Origin of the sequence: Microbacterium sp. MAH-37, assembly GCF_009758255.1 — a bacterium.
Taxonomy (GTDB): Bacteria; Actinomycetota; Actinomycetes; order Actinomycetales; family Microbacteriaceae; genus Microbacterium.
The window spans coordinates 119,047-133,281 of record NZ_WSEN01000007.1 but is presented as its reverse complement, the minus strand read 5'-3'; the positions used below and the strand labels follow the sequence as shown (position 1 = coordinate 133,281).

The window sequence follows — 14,235 nt, the reverse complement described above, 5'->3', positions numbered from 1 at the left end:
GTCGTGACCACCGAGCAGACCCTTCCCCCGCGCAGCCGTATCGTGGCCGAGCATCTCGCCGCAGCAGGCGTCGACACCCGAGTCGTCGTCCTTCCCGACTCGGCGCGCACCGCGGCCGAGGCCGCGCGGGCGGTGGGCTGCGCGGTCGGCGCCATCGCGAACAGCCTCGTGCTCACCGCAGACGGCGCTCCCGTGCTGGTGATGACCAGCGGTGCGCACCGGGTCGACTTCGGCGTCCTGAGCGCCGCGCTCGGCGCCGCCGAGGTCGCCATGGCCCCCGCCGCGCTCGTGCGCGAGGTCACCGGCCAGGCGATCGGAGGCGTGGCCCCGGTGGGGCATCCCGCGCCGCTGCGCACCTTCATCGACGAGGATCTGCAGCAATACGCGCAGATCTGGGCGGCGGCGGGCACCCCGCACTCGGTGATGCCGCTCACGTTCGAGCAGCTGCGCACGCTGACCGGCGGAGAACTGGTGCGGGTGACCTGAGCGGCCTACTCGACCATCAGGTCGTCGATCTCCAGGTCGTCGTCGAGCAGGCAGTACACGGTCAGGTCGGGGAAGTTGTCGCTGGCGACGTAGAGCAGCGTGATGCCGCCGTCGCCGAAGACGACGACGCCGTCCAATGCGATGTCGTCCGCAAGGTCGGTGAGCAGGTCGTCGAGGTCGGACTCGTCGTCCTCCGCGGCGGCCTCGGCGAGGGCCCTGACGACGTCGCGCTCGATGCCGTCGAGCGTCTCCTCGGTGAGCCGCGCGAGTGCGTGTTCGGCGGTGGACTGCATCTCATCGAGGTCCGGAAGATTCTCCGGGTCTATCCCTCCGCCGCCGTCGTCATCGTCCTCGTCGTCGAGATCGTCGTCTTCCCCCTCGTCGAGGTCGAAGTCGTCGTCGAAGTCGTACTGCACCGTGACGCGTCGCCCACCGGGAAGCTCGGCGATCGCTGTGAGCGCGCCATCCTCGTCGGTGTCGATCTCATCGAGTTCGATCATGAGAGCCTCCTCGTGAAGGCCATGATCCCACCAGGATGCACGGGACGGAAGAGCCCGAGGGTGAACGGCGGACGAAGGAGCTCGGCACCCTCTGGAAGACTGCTCGGATGGATCGACTCCTCCTCGTGCGTCACGCTCAGGCCGACGGCCATGACGGCGCCGACCCCGCGCTCAGTACGACCGGCGAGCATCAGGCGGCCCTGCTCGCCGAACGGCTCTCCGCCGAACCCGTGCTCCGCGTGCTCAGCAGCCCGAGGCGCCGGGCCCGGCAGACCGCGTCCACCGTATCCGAACGTCTGGGCCTGCCGCTCGAGGTCGCCCCTGTCCTCGACGACCGCACGCCGATGCCCTCCGCGGAGCGCTGGAGCGACTATCCGGCGCACCGGTGGCAGTGGCTGCAGGAGACCCCCGTCGAGGAGCAGGACGAGGACGGCCGCGTGCTGCGCGACGCCTGGACTCGGATCGCCGGGATGCTGGACGGCCGCGGCGAGGGTGCGCTGATGGTGGTGACCCATGCGTTCGTCGTCGGCAGCTTCGTCGCCGCAGCGCTATCGGCGCCGCCAGCGGCGTGGATGCTGCTCCCGGTCGGGAATGCGGCGGTCACCGAGCTGCAGCTCCGCTCGAACGGCGAGATCGCCGTCACTCGGTTCAACGACGCCGCTCACCTCGGAGCGGCAGCCTGACGACGCGCCCGGGAGGACGGCGCGGATTTGTCCGCGACCCCGCCGCCTGGTAACGTAATTCCTCGTTGCCGGACACGGCAGCGAGCACCTCTAGCTCAATCGGCAGAGCAACTGACTCTTAATCAGTGGGTTCAGGGTTCAAGTCCCTGGGGGTGCACCGATAACCCCGTCTCATCAGGTTCTTGATGAGACGGGGTTTCTCGTTGTCACGTCGTTCTCACACGTAGGCCCACTATCCTGAGACCGTGACCTCCTCCCCCGAGAACAGCTCCGTCGATGCCGACCTCGAGCTCGCTCTGCGTCTGGCCGACGCGGCGGATGCGCAGTCGCTGCCGCGATTCGACGCGGCCGACCTCGAGGTGTCGCTGAAGGCCGATCGGTCCCACGTCACGGATGCCGATCTCGCCACGGAGCGTGCCATCCGCGACCTGCTCGCCGCCGAGCGACCGGGTGACGGAATCCTCGGCGAGGAGTTCGGCACGGGCGGTGGCACGCACCGGCAGTGGATCATCGATCCGATCGACGGCACGGCGAACTTCCTGCGCGGAGTGCCGCTGTGGGGCACCATGATCTCGCTGGCGATCGACGGAGAGCCCCGCCTGGGCGTCGTCAGCATGCCGGCCCTCGGACGCCGCTGGTGGGGCATCGTCGACCGCGGCGCCTGGACCAACGGCGACGGCGGCTACCGGCCGATCCAGGTGTCGCAGGTGGCATCCCTCGACGAGGCGAGCGTGAGCTTCCAGAGCATCACGCAGTGGGCCGATGCCGGGCAGCTGCCCGCGCTGCTCACCCTTGCCGAGCGCGTCTGGCGCGATCGCGCCTACGGCGACGTGTACAGCTACATGCTGCTCGCCGAGGGGCGCCTCGAGATGGTCGCCGAGTTCGACGTCAAGGAGTACGACATCGCCGCGGCCGTGGCGATCGTCCGCGCCGCCGGTGGCCGCTTCAGCGCGTTCGACGGATCCGACTCGATCACCGACCGCTCCGCCCTCGCCACCAACGACGTCCTGCACGACGCCGTCCTCGAACTCACTCGCAACGCTGCGAGCTGATCCGACTCGGTGACGCCCCCGCGTCCCGACCGACCCGACAAGAGACGATGACCCCCCGCATCCCCCTCGCCGCCACCGGCTTCCTCGCCCTCGCCCTCGCGATCACCGCCTGCGCGCCCACGCCCGATCCGGCCCCGACGAAGACCACGACGGCCGAGAAGCCCGTCGAGGCGCCGCCGGCGACCGCCGCCGCGGAGGAACCCGATCCCGCGCCGACCAAGGGCGCCGAACCGACCTGCGACACGATCATCTCGGCCGGCACGGTGAAGGCCTTGAAGGAGCAGGGCTGGACGGCCGAGCCCACCGAGTTCACCCTCGGCGAGCTCGTCCTCGACGGCGGGATCATGTGCAGCTGGGCCGACTACTCCGCTGCCTCGGATCACGGCCAGCAGTACGGCTGGGCCCCCATCGACGCGAAGACCGCGAACGATGTGCAGTCCCAGATGCTCGCGGAGGGCTGGCAGCGCATCGACGGTGAGGACGGATTCATCACCGAGGACCCGAAATACGCATTCGCCACCGATGAGGACGGCTACGGAGTCACCTACGAGTTCGGCGACGGCTGGGTGAAGTACGCCGACACGAAGCAGGGACTCATCCTCGTCGACTGGAAGTGACCTGCACCTGACACACGAAGAACGCGCGACGGCTGCAGGGCCGTCGCGCGTTCTTCGTCAGTGGTTCAGCTGTCCTGCGACCAGTTGTTCGTGCGTCGGGTCGCCGAGCCGCGCTGGCGCATGAGAAGGCCGAGCGCGAGGCTGACGATCAGGATGCCGGCGACGAAGACCACGCCCTGGAAGGCCTCGAGACCGAACGACAGGCCGAGCAGGTAGATTCCGCCGACGAACATGATGATGAAGGCGATGAATGCGGCCATGACGGTCCTCTCGGAATCGGGCAGTGTCCCTCCAGCTTAGCGCCGACGGCCCGCTACGTTTGATCCAGGATGCTGACGCGCGGATGCGTACGCACGCAGGGAGGAGCCCGGGATGACCGCTTCGCAGACCGCACGCCGCGGACGTCCCGGCTACAGCCGGGATCAGGTGCTGCGGATCGCCGTGGCCCTGTTCAACGAACAGGGGTACGACGCGACCTCGGTCTCGGACCTCGCCACACGGCTCGGACTGACCAAGTCCGCCCTCTACCACCACTTCGACTCGAAGGAGCAGCTGCTCGAGCTCGCGCTGGACAGCGCGCTGGGCGGCCTGGAGGGCGCGCTGGACGAGGCGATGGCGTGCGACGGCGTATCCGAGCAGCTCGATGAGGCCATCCGCGGCGCGGTGCGCGTGCTCACCGCGCAGCAGCCTCAAGTCACCCTGCTTCTTCGTCTGCGCGGGAACAGTCCCGTAGAGCTCGCCGCGCTGCAGCGTCGTCGCGCCTTCGACCAGCGCGTGTCCTCACTCGTGCGCAGAGCGCAGCACGAGGGCCTGCTGCGCGACGACATCGGCGCCGGCACCATCACACGGCTGATCTTCGGCATGATCAACTCGATCGTGGAGTGGTACCGGCCAGACGGAGCGATCGATCCGCAGGGCCTCGCCGACGATGTGCTCTCCGTGGCGATCGAAGGGCTGCGGCGGTCTACTTCCCGGTGAACACCGGCGCGCGGCGGGCGAGGAATGCCTCGACCGCGTCCCTGTGATCCTGCGTGTCGCCGGCGCGCGCCTGGGAGACCGCCTCCGCCTCCAGTGCCGCCTCCAGCGCCGCGGCATCCAGCAGCAGCCGCTTGCTTTCGCGGTACGCCGCCGTCGGCCCCTGGGCGAGCAGTCCGGCGATCTCGCGCGCCCTGGCGCGCGGGTCCTCCGCGATCTCCCCGGTGATCCCCCAGGCGACCGCCTCCTGCGGCCCGAACATGCGCGGCAGCAGGATCAGCTCACGGGCGCGCGCCTCGCCGACCGCGCGCGGCAGCGTGTATGACAGGCCCGTGTCGAAGGTCAGCCCGATGCCGGTGAACGCGGTGCCGAGCTTCGCTCCCGGGCCGAACACGCGCAGGTCGCTGGCCAGCGCCAGCCCCAGCCCGGCACCGACGCATGCGCCGTCGACGGCGGCGATCACGGGCTTCGGCATCGTCATCAGCGACCGCACCACGGGCGAGTAGTGGTCGCGCACCGTGCTGATGGCCGCAGCTCCGCCGCCGTCGGCCAGCAGCGCCGCGTGCTCGGCGAGGTCCTGCCCCACGCTGAAGGCAGGCCCGTCGGCGGCGAGCACGACCGCACGCACCGTCTCGTCGGCTGCCACCTCCGCGGTCGCCGCGACGAGCGCGGTCTTCAGCGCGACGTTCAGTGCGTTGCGTCCCTCAGGGCGGTCGAGCGTGATGATCGCGACGGCGCCGTCGCGGTCGAGCAGAACCTGGTCTGTCATGAATCCTCCAGTACGGGACGGCCGAGAGAGCGACTGCGCCCTCGGAACACGGCGACCACGGCCTCGTGGTTGCGCACCACCACATCGTAGATGCCCGATCTGCCGCGCAGCACGGTCTCGTGCGCCTCCGCGACGAGCCGGTCTCCGAGCATGACCGGCGCGATGAAGTCCACCTCGAAGCCGGCGGCGACGGTGACCGTTCCCCGGCTGTTGCACGCGAACGCGAACGCGCTGTCCGCGAGCGACGAGATGATTCCGCCGTGGCAGCTTCCGTGACCGTTGACCATGTCGTCGCGCACGGTCATCGTCAAGGTCGCCGTGCCGGGCCCGACCTGCTCGATGCGCATGCCGAGCGCGATGCTCGCGGCATCCGTCGACCACATCCGCTCGGCACACGCCTCGGCGAGCCGCTGCGGATCCATCTCGCTCACCATCTGCAGCACCTCATCACCACTCGTAGAAGCCGCGGCCGGTCTTGCGTCCCAGCTCCCCCGCCGCCACCTTGTCGCGCAGCAGCTGCGGCGGCGCGAAGCGCGCGCCGAGTTCACGCTCAAGATGCTCGGCGATCGCGAGTCGCACGTCCAGTCCGACGATGTCCGTCGTCTTCAGAGGACCGACCGGATGCCGGTACCCGAGCGTCATCGCGGTGTCGATGTCTGCGGCGACCGCGACCCCCTCCTCCAGCATCCGCATCGCTTCGAGAGCCAGTGCGACGCCGAGCCTGCTGCTCGCGAACCCTGGCGTGTCCCGCACGGTGATCGCGGCCTTGCCGAGCCCCGCGACCCAGCCGCGCGCCTCCTCGGCGAGGGCGCCAGGGGTCCGAGCGCCCACCACGATCTCCACGAGGTCGCTCGCCGGGACGGGGTTGAAGAAGTGCAGGCCGATCAGGCGCGACGGGTCGGGGAGCGCGTCCGCCAGTACGTCGATCGAGAGCGAACTGGTGTTCGTGGCGATCATCGCGCCGGGCGCGACCTCCGCGATGCGAGCGAGCACCTCGCTCTTCAGATCGACGAGCTCGGGCACCGCCTCGACGACCAGCGTGCAGTCGAGCAGCGCCGACGGGTCGGTGACGACCTTGCTCGTGCCGCGGACCTCGATGCCCTTCTCCTGCGCCTTCGCGAGGCTCGCCGCGATCCGCTCGCGCGCCGCGCCCGCGGCATCCGCGCCGTTCTCGACGATCGTGACCGTCGAGCCCGCGAACGCGAACGCGTGCGCGATGCCGGCGCCCATGCGTCCGCCGCCGTAGACACCGACTCGTGCGGGCACTCCCCCGAGGCTCGTCATGAGCTCTCCTTCTTCGCGCGGCGCTCCAGGAACGCCGTCATCCGGTCGCGCTTGTCCTGCGTCTCGAACAGCACCGCCTGTGCGAGGTCGTCGATGAGCGGATGTGCCTCACGCGGAGCGTGGAAGGCGGCCTTGGTGAGCCGCACTGCGAGCGGCGCCTGCGCGGCGACCCGGTCGGCGAGGCGGTTCCCGACATCCTCCAGCTGATCCGCCGGGACGACATCGGTGAGCAGGTGCACCTCGCGCGCCTCGTCGGCGGTGAGGATGCGCCCGGCCAGGAGCACTTCCTTTGCCAGTGGTTCTCCGATCAGCTCCTTGAGCCGCCAGGAGGCACCGGCCGCGGCGAGGATGCCGAGACCGGGTTCGGGGTTCCCGATCCGCGCATCCGGTGTGCCGATGCGGAAGTCGCACGCGTAGGCGAGCTCCGCGCCGCCGCCGAGCGCATATCCGTCGATGAGGGCGATGGTCGGCATCGGCAGGCGCTGGATGCGGTCGAACAGACCGGAGTTGATCCCGGCGAGGGCGTCGGTCCGGCCACGCTCACGCAGTTCGCCGATGTCCGCACCGGCGGCGAACGTGCCACCGGAACCGATGATCATTGCGATGCGCGGCTCGCGCTCCAGCATCCGGCATGCGTCGTGCAGGGCGTCGACGGTGGCGAGGTCGATCGCGTTGCGCACCTCGGGACGGTTCAACCGCAGTACGACGCGGTCGTCGTGCTGCTCGACGAGCACCGGTGCGGTCATGCGCGCTCCAAGAGCAGTGCGGTGCCCTGGCCGATGCCGACGCACATGGTGGCGAGACCCCGATTGCCTCCGCCCTGCTCCAGCCGGTTGAGCAGGGTCGTCACGATGCGCGCGCCGGAGCATCCGAGCGGATGCCCGAGCGCGATCGCGCCGCCCCACCCGTTGACGGTGTCCGGATCGAGCCCGAGGTCGTTGATGCAGGCGAGGGACTGCGAGGCGAACGCCTCGTTCAGCTCCACGGCGTCGAGCTCCTCGATGTCCCAGCCCGATCGCTCGAGCACCTTGCGGGTGGCGGGCACCGGACCGATGCCCATGATGGAGGGCTCCACTCCGGCGCTGGCTCCCGCGATGATCCGGGCCCGTGGTTCGAGCCCGTGCTGCGCGACGAACCGCTCGCTCACGACGATGACAGCGGCCGCTCCGTCGTTCAACGTGCTGGAGTTGCCGGCCGTGATCAGCCCGCCCTCGCCGTGGATCGGGCGGAGGCCGGCCAGTTTCTCCGCGGTGGTGTCGGCCCGCGGCCCCTCGTCCGCGACGACGTCACCCACCGCGACGATCTCCGCGTCGAATCGGCCGGCCTGCTGTGCCGCGACCGCCCGACGGTGCGACGCGAGCGCGAACTCGTCGAGTTCATCTCGGGTGAGATTCCATTGCGCTGCGACCCGCTCGGCGGTCTCCGGCATCGAGAGAGTCGTGTCGGCGCCGAAGCGCGGGTTCGTGAAGCGCCACCCCAGGGAGGTGTCCCAGGTGCGACCGGGTTTCGCCCAGGCCTTCGCCGGCTTCTCGGTGACCCAGGGCGCTCTGGTCATCGACTCCACTCCACCGGCGACCACGACGTCGGCGTCGCCTGCGGCGATCATCTGCCGAGCCGTGTGGATCGCGGTCAGGCCCGAGGCGCACAGACGGTTGACCGTGTACCCGGGTACGGTGATCGGGAGTCCGGCGAGCAGCACCGCCATGCGCGCCACGTTGCGATTGTCTTCCCCGGCCTGATTCGCGGCCCCGAGAACGACCTCATCCACGAGCTCGGGATCGATGCCGCTGCGGTCCACGACCGCGCGCACCACGTGCGCGGCCAGGTCGTCGGGGCGATGCCCGGACAGGCCGCCGCCGTAGCGCCCGATGGGCGTGCGGACGGCGTCGACGATGAAGGCTTCGGACATGGTTCTCCTGTTCAGCTGTCGTAGTCGACTGTGACCTCGTCGCTCACGGGGAACGACTGGCAGGTGAGGATGAAGCCGGCTTCGACCTCGCCCGGTTCGAGGGCGTAGTTGCGCACCATGTCGACCTCGCCTGCGCACAGCTTGGCACGGCAGGTGCCGCACACACCGCCCTTGCAGGCGAACGGCAGGTCGGTGCGGGTCTGCTGCGCGGAGTCCAGGATGCTGGCGCCGCGTGACATCGCCGTGGTCGTGCGGCGCCCGTCCAGCACGACGGTGACATCGCTGGTGAGGCCCTCGACGACGGCATCCGGGTGCCGCAGCTCGGGCGGCGGCTCGTCGACGTAGAACAGCTCGACGTGCACGCGGTCGTGCGGCACCCCGAGCTCGTCGAGCACCGTTCGCGCGTCGGTGAGCATGCCGAACGGGCCGCACAGCCATACGTGGTCCATGTCACTGACCGGCACCAGCGTGGTGAGCAGGGTGCGCAGTCGCTCGGCGTCGAGGCGTCCGGAGAACAGCTCGACGTCGCGGGGTTCGCGCGAGAGCACATGCACCAGGTCGAACTGCCCTGCGTGAGCGTTCTTCAGGTCGGCGAGCTCCTCGGCGAACATCACCGAAGTCGTGGTGCGATTGCCGTAGATGAGCGTGACGTCGGATCCCGGATCGGTGAGCACCGTCGCAGCGATCGACAGCATCGGGGTGATCCCGGATCCGGCGGCGATGCACAGGTGGCGTCCGCCCTGCCCCGCCTCCGCACGGAAGCTCCCGCTGGGGGTCTGCACCTCGACGGCGTCTCCCGGGCGCAGCTCGTGCGCGAGCCAGGGCGAGAACAGGCCGTCCGGGATGACGCGCACGCCGATGCGCGGAGCGCTACCGGCCGGCGAGCAGATCGAGTACGTGCGGCGCTCTTCGGCCCCGTCGATGAACCTGCGCAGGGTCAGCGACTGCCCGGCGACGAAGTCGTATTCCGCGCGGAGTTCCTCCGGCACGGCGAAGGTCACCGCGACGGCGTCGTCAGTGAGGACGTCGATCGCGGTCACGGTGAGCGCATGGAACGCTCCCCTGGTGGCGGTTGCTGCGGCCGTCACGTCAGATCTCCTTCACGTGGTCGAAGGGCTCCAGGCAGGAGCGGCACCTGTACATGGCCTTGCACGCCGTGGAGCCGAACTCGCTGGAGAGCGCGACGTCCGTGCTGCCGCACTGCGGGCAGTGCACGGCCCGGTGCGTCGGGCCGAGCCGGATCGCTACCGGTCCTGTGTGCACCGGGGCCGGTCCGGGCGGCGAGATGCCGGCCGCGGCGAGCGCCGCACGTCCCTCGGGTGAGATCCAGTCCGTGGTCCAGGCCGGTTCGAGGGCGACGCGGATGCGGGCGGCGGGGAACCCGGCCTCATGCAGTTCACGCTGCAGGTCGTCGCGCATGGTCGCCATGGCGGGGCATCCGGAGTACGTCGGCGTGATCGCGGCGATCACCGTGCCGTCGTCGTCGAGGCTGACTTCTCGCAGCACGCCGAGATCGGCGAGTGTGAGCATCGGCAGCTCGGGGTCGACGACGCGGGTGGCCGCGGCCCAGGCGCGTTCCAGCAGCTGGGTTCGGTCGAGGACGGCGGTCATCGTCACCACCGCCCTTCCGGGTGGGCGCGAGCGACGACCTGCATCTCGCCGAGCATGCGGCTGAGCGCCTCCGTGTGGCTGCCGTCGCGACCGCGGCGCCCCTGCACCCCGGCGAGAGCGGCGCGCTCCGGGCGCTCGATCGCGGCCGCGGCGAGCACCTGGTCGTGCACGGCGTCCACCTCCTCCTGCACCTGTGCGGGGTCGACACCGACACCGGCATCCGCCACCGTCCGCTCGACCTGGTGCGTCTCGAAGAGCTCGGCGCGGAGCGGCCAGAGCCCGTCGAGCGCGGCGACGAGGCGTCGGCGCGACTCCTCCGTCCCCTGCGCGAGGATGACGAACCAGCGGCCCGAGAAGTCCCGGTGGTATGCGAGCTCCTTCGCACCCTTGGCGGCGACGGCGGCGAGCACGGCGTCGCGACTGCCCGACAGGCGCTCGAAGAGCGCGTAGCGCCAGGTCGAGAAGATCAGGATGCGGGCGATCGTCTCGGCGAAGTCGCCGTTCGGCACCTCGGCGAGACGGACGCTGAGGAACTCCCGGTCGTCGCGGAAGTACGCGAGCCGGTCCTCGTCGGGGACCGGCGAGCCCTCGGGCAGCGAGGGCACCACGGACGGGTCGGCGGCGGCCGCACGTGCCAGCAGCAGCCGGGCCTGGCCGAGCAGGTCGAGGGCGATGTTCGCCAGCGCGATGTCCTCCTCGAGGTCGGGCGCGCGGCTGCACCACTCCGAGAGCCGCTGCGAGAGCACGAGGGCGTCGTCGCCCAGCATCAGGCAGTACTCGGCGAGCGCGTGCGGATCCACGCCGTCCGGCACGGTCGTGTCGACACCGGCGAGCGGGTCCTCGAAGTCGGTGCCGAACGCCCAGTGCGCGTCGTTCACCAGAAGTCCGGCGTAGGCGTTGTCGTGGAACTCGTCTGTCATCGTCGTCACCTCACATGTGTGGCACGTCGTCGGGGATCACGTAGAACGTCGGATGCCGGTACACCTTGTCGCCCGCGGGGGCGAACATCGGATCCTTCTCGTCCGGGCTCGACGCGGAGATCTCGTCGGAGCGCACCACCCAGATGCTCACGCCCTCGTTGCGGCGCGTATACACGTCGCGGGCGTGCCGCAGCGCCATCTGGTCGTCGGCCGCATGCAGCGAACCGACGTGGACGTGGTTCAGCCCGCGCTTACCGCGCACGAACACCTCGTAGAGCGGCCACTCCGCCTTTACGCCCTGGGCCTCGACCTCGCTCATGCCGCGTCCTCCTTCGCCGCGTATGCCATGGCCGCCTCACGTACCCAGGCACCTTCCTCCCACGCCTTTCGCCGCCAGGCGATGCGCTGCGTGTTGCACGGGCCGTTCCCGCCGACGACCGCCCAGAACTCGTCCCAGTCCGGCGTGCCGAAGTCGTAGTGGCCCCGCTCCTCGTTCCACACGAGATCGGGATCGGGGAGGGTGACGCCGAGCGCCTCGGCCTGCGGCACCGTCATGTCGACGAACTTCTGCCGCAGTTCGTCGTTGGTGTGCGTCTTGATGCCCCAGGCCATCGACTGGGCGGTGTTCGGTGAGGAGTCGTCCGGCGGGCCGAACATCATCAGGGACGGCCACCAGAACCTGTTCACGGATTCCTGCACCATCTCGCGCTGGGCGTCGGTGCCGCGCATCATCGTCATGAGCAGCTCGTAGCCCTGCCGCTGGTGGAACGACTCCTCCTTGCAGATCCGGATCATCGCGCGCCCGTAGGGACCGAAGGAGGTCCGGCACAGCGGCACCTGGTTGCAGATGGCGGCGCCGTCGACCAGCCAGCCGATCGTGCCGACATCGGTGTACGACAGAGTCGGGTAGTTGAAGATCGACGAGTACTTCTGCCGGCCGGAGATGAGGTTCTCGGTGAGCTCGTCCCGCGAGACGCCCAGCGTCTCGGTCGCGGAGTACAGGTACAGCCCATGCCCTGCCTCGTCCTGCACCTTGGCGAGCAGGATCGCCTTGCGTCGCAGCGAGGGTGCCCGGCCGATCCAATTGCCCTCGGGCTGCATGCCGATGATCTCGGAGTGCGCGTGCTGAGCCACCTGGCGGATCACCGTCTTGCGGTACGCCTCCGGCATCCAGTCGCGCGGCTCGATGCGATCGCGCCGCGCGACGATCTCCTCGAAGCGCCGTTCGAGCTCCAGGTCGTCCTCGACCTTCATGCTGCACCTCCGTCGGAGCATCCGGCCCTATTTACTGACCGACCGTTCTGTACTACTCTGACACACGGATGCGAGTCGCGCAATGCCGCCCCGCGCCCTCGATGACGAGTGAAGGGATGCCCCAGTGACCAGCCCACTTCTGGAGAGCTACGCCGCCGGCAACTGGTTCCGCGCGGACGACGAGGGCACGCCCCTTCTCGATGCGGCCACCGGCAACGAGATCGCCCGCATCTCGAGCGCAGGCCTCGACACCGCTGCCATGGTCGACTACGCACGGCGCGTCGGCGGTCCGGCGATCCGTCCCCTGACCTTCCACGAGCGGGCGAGCATGCTCAAGGAGCTCGCACTGATGCTCGGGCAGCACAAGGACGAGTTCTACGCACTCTCCGCACGCACCGGAGCGACGAAGCGCGATTCGGCGGTCGACATCGACGGCGGCATCGGCACCATGTTCTCCTACGCGAGCAAGGGCAAGCGCGAGCTGCCGAACGACATCGTGTACCTGGACGGCTCGGTAGAGCAGCTCGGCAGGGGCGGCACGTTCCTCGGCCAGCACGTCTACACGTCGCGGCCCGGCGTGGCGGTGCAGATCAACGCCTTCAACTTCCCGGTCTGGGGCATGCTCGAGAAGCTCGCCCCCGCCTTCCTCGCCGGGCTCCCCACGATCGTGAAGCCGGCCAGCCAGACCGCTTACCTCACCGAGGCCGTCGTGCGCAGGATCGTCGAGTCCGACATCCTGCCGGAGGGCGCGCTGCAGTTGATCTCCGGCGGCGTCGGCGACCTGCTCGCGATGCTCGACGCACAGGACTCGGTCTCGTTCACCGGCTCCGCAGCGACGGCCGACCTGCTGCGACGCGACCCCGCCGTGCAGGAGCGCGGCGTGCGGCTGCAGGTCGAGGCGGACTCGCTGAACGCCTCCGTGCTGGGCAGGGATGTGACCGTCGACGACCCGGAGTTCGACCTGTTCGTCAAGGGCGTCGTCGCCGAGATGACGGTCAAGGCGGGCCAGAAGTGCACGGCCATCCGCCGGGCGATCGTGCCGGAGGCGATGGCGGATGCCGTGATCGCGGCGGTGTCGGGTCGGCTGGCGCGCACAGTGGTCGGCGATCCGACCGACGAGCGGGTGCGCATGGGCGCGCTCGCCAGCATCGGTCAGCGCGAGGAGGTGCGTCGGGCCGTCGCGACCCTGCGGCGCAGCTCCGACCTGGTGTTCGGCGACCCCGACAGCGTCGAGGTGGTCGGAGCGGATGCCGCGGCCGGGGCATTCCTCTCCCCGATCCTGCTCCGCGCCCACGAGGGCGCGGAGGAGCCGCACGACGTCGAGCCCTTCGGACCGGTCAGCACCGTCATCACCTACCGGACGGTGGACGAGGCGATCGCGCTGACCGCGCGCGGACGCGGCAGCCTGGTGGCATCCGTCGTCACCCACGATCCGGCGTTCGCGCGCGAGATCGTGCTGGGGCTCGCGCCCTGGCACGGCCGGGTGCTGGTGCTCGACCGCGACGACGCCGCCGAGTCGACCGGGCACGGCAGTCCGCTGCCGATGCTCGTGCACGGGGGCCCGGGTCGCGCCGGCGGCGGCGAGGAACTCGGCGGCATCCGCGGGGTGCTGCACCACATGCAGCGCACGGCCGTGCAGGCCTCCCCCGACATGATGACCGCGATCACCGGCCGCTGGACGACCGGTTCGGTGCGCACCGTGGAGGCCGTGCATCCGTTCCGCAAGAGCCTGCGCGACCTGCGCATCGGCGACAGCATCGTCTCGGCGCCGCGCACGGTGACGCTGGCCGACATCGACCACTTCGCCGACTTCACCGGCGACCGGTTCTACGCGCACACCGACCCGGAGGCGGCGGCGAACAACCCGCTGTTCGGCGGGATCGTCGCGCACGGCTACCTGGTGGTCTCGCTGGCAGCGGGCCTGTTCGTCGACCCGGATCCGGGCCCCGTGCTCGCGAACTTCGGCGTGGACGGGCTGCGTTTCCTCACTCCGGTCAAGGCCGACGACACCATCCGGGTGACGCTGACGGTGAAGCAGCTCACTCCGCGCAGCTCGGCCGACTACGGCGAGGTGCGCTGGGATGCCGTCGTCGTCAACCAGAACGACGAGCCGGTCGCGACCTACGACGTGCTCACCCTCGTGGCGAAGGAGTGGCCGCCGACGGAATGAACGCG

At 70.1% G+C, this 14,235-nt stretch carries 18 protein-coding genes and 1 tRNA gene; 7 read left to right on the top strand and 12 right to left on the bottom strand.

From position 1 onward, the window contains the following. Positions 1-3: 3 nt before the first annotated feature. Positions 4-486, top strand: a complete 483-nt coding sequence (locus tag GON06_RS08750; RefSeq protein ID WP_332837309.1) for a YbaK/EbsC family protein — start codon at positions 4-6, stop codon at positions 484-486. Between the two features lie 5 nt (positions 487-491). Here the strand turns inward: GON06_RS08750 and GON06_RS08745 are convergent, their stop codons facing one another. Next, the gene (locus tag GON06_RS08745; protein WP_157311930.1) at positions 492-986 is read right to left on the bottom strand and encodes a hypothetical protein; all 495 of its coding nucleotides are present in this window, start codon (positions 984-986) and stop codon (positions 492-494) included. 107 nt (positions 987-1,093) lie between these two features. On the opposite strand from GON06_RS08745, the gene GON06_RS08740 reads away from it, so the two are divergent. The 4 genes from GON06_RS08740 (at position 1,094) to GON06_RS08725 (ending at position 3,338) form a co-directional block, all read left to right on the top strand. Further along, positions 1,094-1,669, top strand: coding sequence for a histidine phosphatase family protein (locus GON06_RS08740; protein WP_157311929.1), 576 nt, complete (start codon positions 1,094-1,096; stop codon positions 1,667-1,669). A gap of 84 nt (positions 1,670-1,753) precedes the next feature. Then, positions 1,754-1,826, top strand: a tRNA-Lys gene (locus tag GON06_RS08735). A gap of 88 nt (positions 1,827-1,914) precedes the next feature. Beyond that, the gene (locus GON06_RS08730) at positions 1,915-2,721 is read left to right on the top strand and encodes an inositol monophosphatase family protein (RefSeq protein WP_332837308.1); all 807 of its coding nucleotides are present in this window, start codon (positions 1,915-1,917) and stop codon (positions 2,719-2,721) included. Between the two features lie 47 nt (positions 2,722-2,768). Beyond that, positions 2,769-3,338, top strand: a complete 570-nt coding sequence (locus tag GON06_RS08725; RefSeq protein WP_157311928.1) for a hypothetical protein — start codon at positions 2,769-2,771, stop codon at positions 3,336-3,338. Positions 3,339-3,403: 65 nt separating this feature from the next. On the opposite strand, the gene GON06_RS08720 is transcribed toward GON06_RS08725, so the two are convergent. Further along, entirely contained in the window at positions 3,404-3,598 is a 195-nt protein-coding gene (locus GON06_RS08720) for a hypothetical protein (RefSeq protein ID WP_157311927.1), read from the bottom strand. A gap of 112 nt (positions 3,599-3,710) precedes the next feature. On the opposite strand from GON06_RS08720, the gene GON06_RS08715 reads away from it, so the two are divergent. Next, positions 3,711-4,316 carry a TetR/AcrR family transcriptional regulator gene (locus GON06_RS08715; protein WP_157311926.1) on the top strand — a complete coding sequence of 202 codons (606 nt, stop codon included), beginning with the start codon at positions 3,711-3,713 and terminating at the stop codon, positions 4,314-4,316. Here GON06_RS08715 and GON06_RS08710 read toward each other — a convergent pair. Genes GON06_RS08710 through paaA form a run of 10 tightly spaced genes read right to left on the bottom strand, consistent with a single transcriptional unit; the run spans position 4,303 to position 12,060 of the window. Continuing rightward, a complete protein-coding gene (locus tag GON06_RS08710) occupies positions 4,303-5,082 on the bottom strand; it encodes an enoyl-CoA hydratase/isomerase family protein (protein WP_157311925.1) in 780 nt (259 codons plus the stop codon). The two genes, GON06_RS08715 and GON06_RS08710, sit on opposite strands and share 14 nt — an antisense overlap. Then, the gene (paaI, locus tag GON06_RS08705) at positions 5,079-5,516 is read right to left on the bottom strand and encodes a hydroxyphenylacetyl-CoA thioesterase PaaI (RefSeq protein WP_198346661.1); all 438 of its coding nucleotides are present in this window, start codon (positions 5,514-5,516) and stop codon (positions 5,079-5,081) included. The genes GON06_RS08710 and paaI overlap by 4 nt, the downstream gene beginning before the upstream one ends. Positions 5,517-5,529: 13 nt before the next feature. Beyond that, positions 5,530-6,366: a 3-hydroxyacyl-CoA dehydrogenase family protein gene (locus GON06_RS08700; protein ID WP_157311924.1), complete on the bottom strand. Its 837-nt coding sequence runs from the start codon at positions 6,364-6,366 to the stop codon at positions 5,530-5,532. Then, on the bottom strand, positions 6,363-7,112 hold the full coding sequence (locus tag GON06_RS08695; RefSeq protein ID WP_157311923.1) for an enoyl-CoA hydratase/isomerase family protein: 750 nt from the start codon (positions 7,110-7,112) through the stop codon (positions 6,363-6,365). Before GON06_RS08695 ends, GON06_RS08700 begins: the two co-directional genes overlap by 4 nt. Further along, positions 7,109-8,275 carry a thiolase family protein gene (locus GON06_RS08690; RefSeq protein ID WP_157311922.1) on the bottom strand — a complete coding sequence of 389 codons (1,167 nt, stop codon included), beginning with the start codon at positions 8,273-8,275 and terminating at the stop codon, positions 7,109-7,111. Before GON06_RS08690 ends, GON06_RS08695 begins: the two co-directional genes overlap by 4 nt. Before the next feature lie 11 nt (positions 8,276-8,286). Next, positions 8,287-9,363, bottom strand: a complete 1,077-nt coding sequence (gene paaE / locus GON06_RS08685; RefSeq protein ID WP_332837306.1) for a 1,2-phenylacetyl-CoA epoxidase subunit PaaE — start codon at positions 9,361-9,363, stop codon at positions 8,287-8,289. Position 9,364: 1 nt separating this feature from the next. Continuing rightward, positions 9,365-9,886 carry a 1,2-phenylacetyl-CoA epoxidase subunit PaaD gene (paaD, locus tag GON06_RS08680; RefSeq protein WP_157311921.1) on the bottom strand — a complete coding sequence of 174 codons (522 nt, stop codon included), beginning with the start codon at positions 9,884-9,886 and terminating at the stop codon, positions 9,365-9,367. Positions 9,887-9,888: 2 nt separating this feature from the next. Beyond that, the gene (paaC, locus tag GON06_RS08675) at positions 9,889-10,806 is read right to left on the bottom strand and encodes a 1,2-phenylacetyl-CoA epoxidase subunit PaaC (protein ID WP_157311920.1); all 918 of its coding nucleotides are present in this window, start codon (positions 10,804-10,806) and stop codon (positions 9,889-9,891) included. Positions 10,807-10,816: 10 nt separating this feature from the next. Further along, a complete protein-coding gene (gene paaB / locus GON06_RS08670) occupies positions 10,817-11,125 on the bottom strand; it encodes a 1,2-phenylacetyl-CoA epoxidase subunit PaaB (RefSeq protein WP_157311919.1) in 309 nt (102 codons plus the stop codon). Next, positions 11,122-12,060, bottom strand: coding sequence for a 1,2-phenylacetyl-CoA epoxidase subunit PaaA (gene paaA / locus GON06_RS08665; RefSeq protein ID WP_157311918.1), 939 nt, complete (start codon positions 12,058-12,060; stop codon positions 11,122-11,124). The genes paaB and paaA overlap by 4 nt, the downstream gene beginning before the upstream one ends. A 124-nt stretch (positions 12,061-12,184) precedes the next feature. Between paaA and paaZ the strand changes: the two genes are divergently transcribed. Further along, positions 12,185-14,230, top strand: coding sequence for a phenylacetic acid degradation bifunctional protein PaaZ (gene paaZ, locus GON06_RS08660; RefSeq protein WP_378735973.1), 2,046 nt, complete (start codon positions 12,185-12,187; stop codon positions 14,228-14,230). Positions 14,231-14,235 lie beyond the last annotated feature (5 nt).

Coding starts and splice junctions, on each gene's coding strand:
- paaI (WP_198346661.1), bottom strand. CDS start 5,516: ATGGTGAGCGAGATGGATCCGCAGCGGCTCGCCGAGGCGTGTGCCGAG.
- GON06_RS08745 (WP_157311930.1), bottom strand. CDS start 986: ATGATCGAACTCGATGAGATCGACACCGACGAGGATGGCGCGCTCACA.
- GON06_RS08710 (WP_157311925.1), bottom strand. CDS start 5,082: ATGACAGACCAGGTTCTGCTCGACCGCGACGGCGCCGTCGCGATCATC.
- GON06_RS08720 (WP_157311927.1), bottom strand. CDS start 3,598: ATGGCCGCATTCATCGCCTTCATCATCATGTTCGTCGGCGGAATCTAC.
- GON06_RS08740 (WP_157311929.1), top strand. CDS start 1,094: ATGGATCGACTCCTCCTCGTGCGTCACGCTCAGGCCGACGGCCATGAC.
- paaB (WP_157311919.1), bottom strand. CDS start 11,125: ATGAGCGAGGTCGAGGCCCAGGGCGTAAAGGCGGAGTGGCCGCTCTAC.
- paaA (WP_157311918.1), bottom strand. CDS start 12,060: ATGAAGGTCGAGGACGACCTGGAGCTCGAACGGCGCTTCGAGGAGATC.
- GON06_RS08690 (WP_157311922.1), bottom strand. CDS start 8,275: ATGTCCGAAGCCTTCATCGTCGACGCCGTCCGCACGCCCATCGGGCGC.
- GON06_RS08715 (WP_157311926.1), top strand. CDS start 3,711: ATGACCGCTTCGCAGACCGCACGCCGCGGACGTCCCGGCTACAGCCGG.
- paaC (WP_157311920.1), bottom strand. CDS start 10,806: ATGACAGACGAGTTCCACGACAACGCCTACGCCGGACTTCTGGTGAAC.
- GON06_RS08725 (WP_157311928.1), top strand. CDS start 2,769: ATGACCCCCCGCATCCCCCTCGCCGCCACCGGCTTCCTCGCCCTCGCC.
- GON06_RS08695 (WP_157311923.1), bottom strand. CDS start 7,112: ATGACCGCACCGGTGCTCGTCGAGCAGCACGACGACCGCGTCGTACTG.
- GON06_RS08700 (WP_157311924.1), bottom strand. CDS start 6,366: ATGACGAGCCTCGGGGGAGTGCCCGCACGAGTCGGTGTCTACGGCGGC.
- paaD (WP_157311921.1), bottom strand. CDS start 9,886: ATGACCGCCGTCCTCGACCGAACCCAGCTGCTGGAACGCGCCTGGGCC.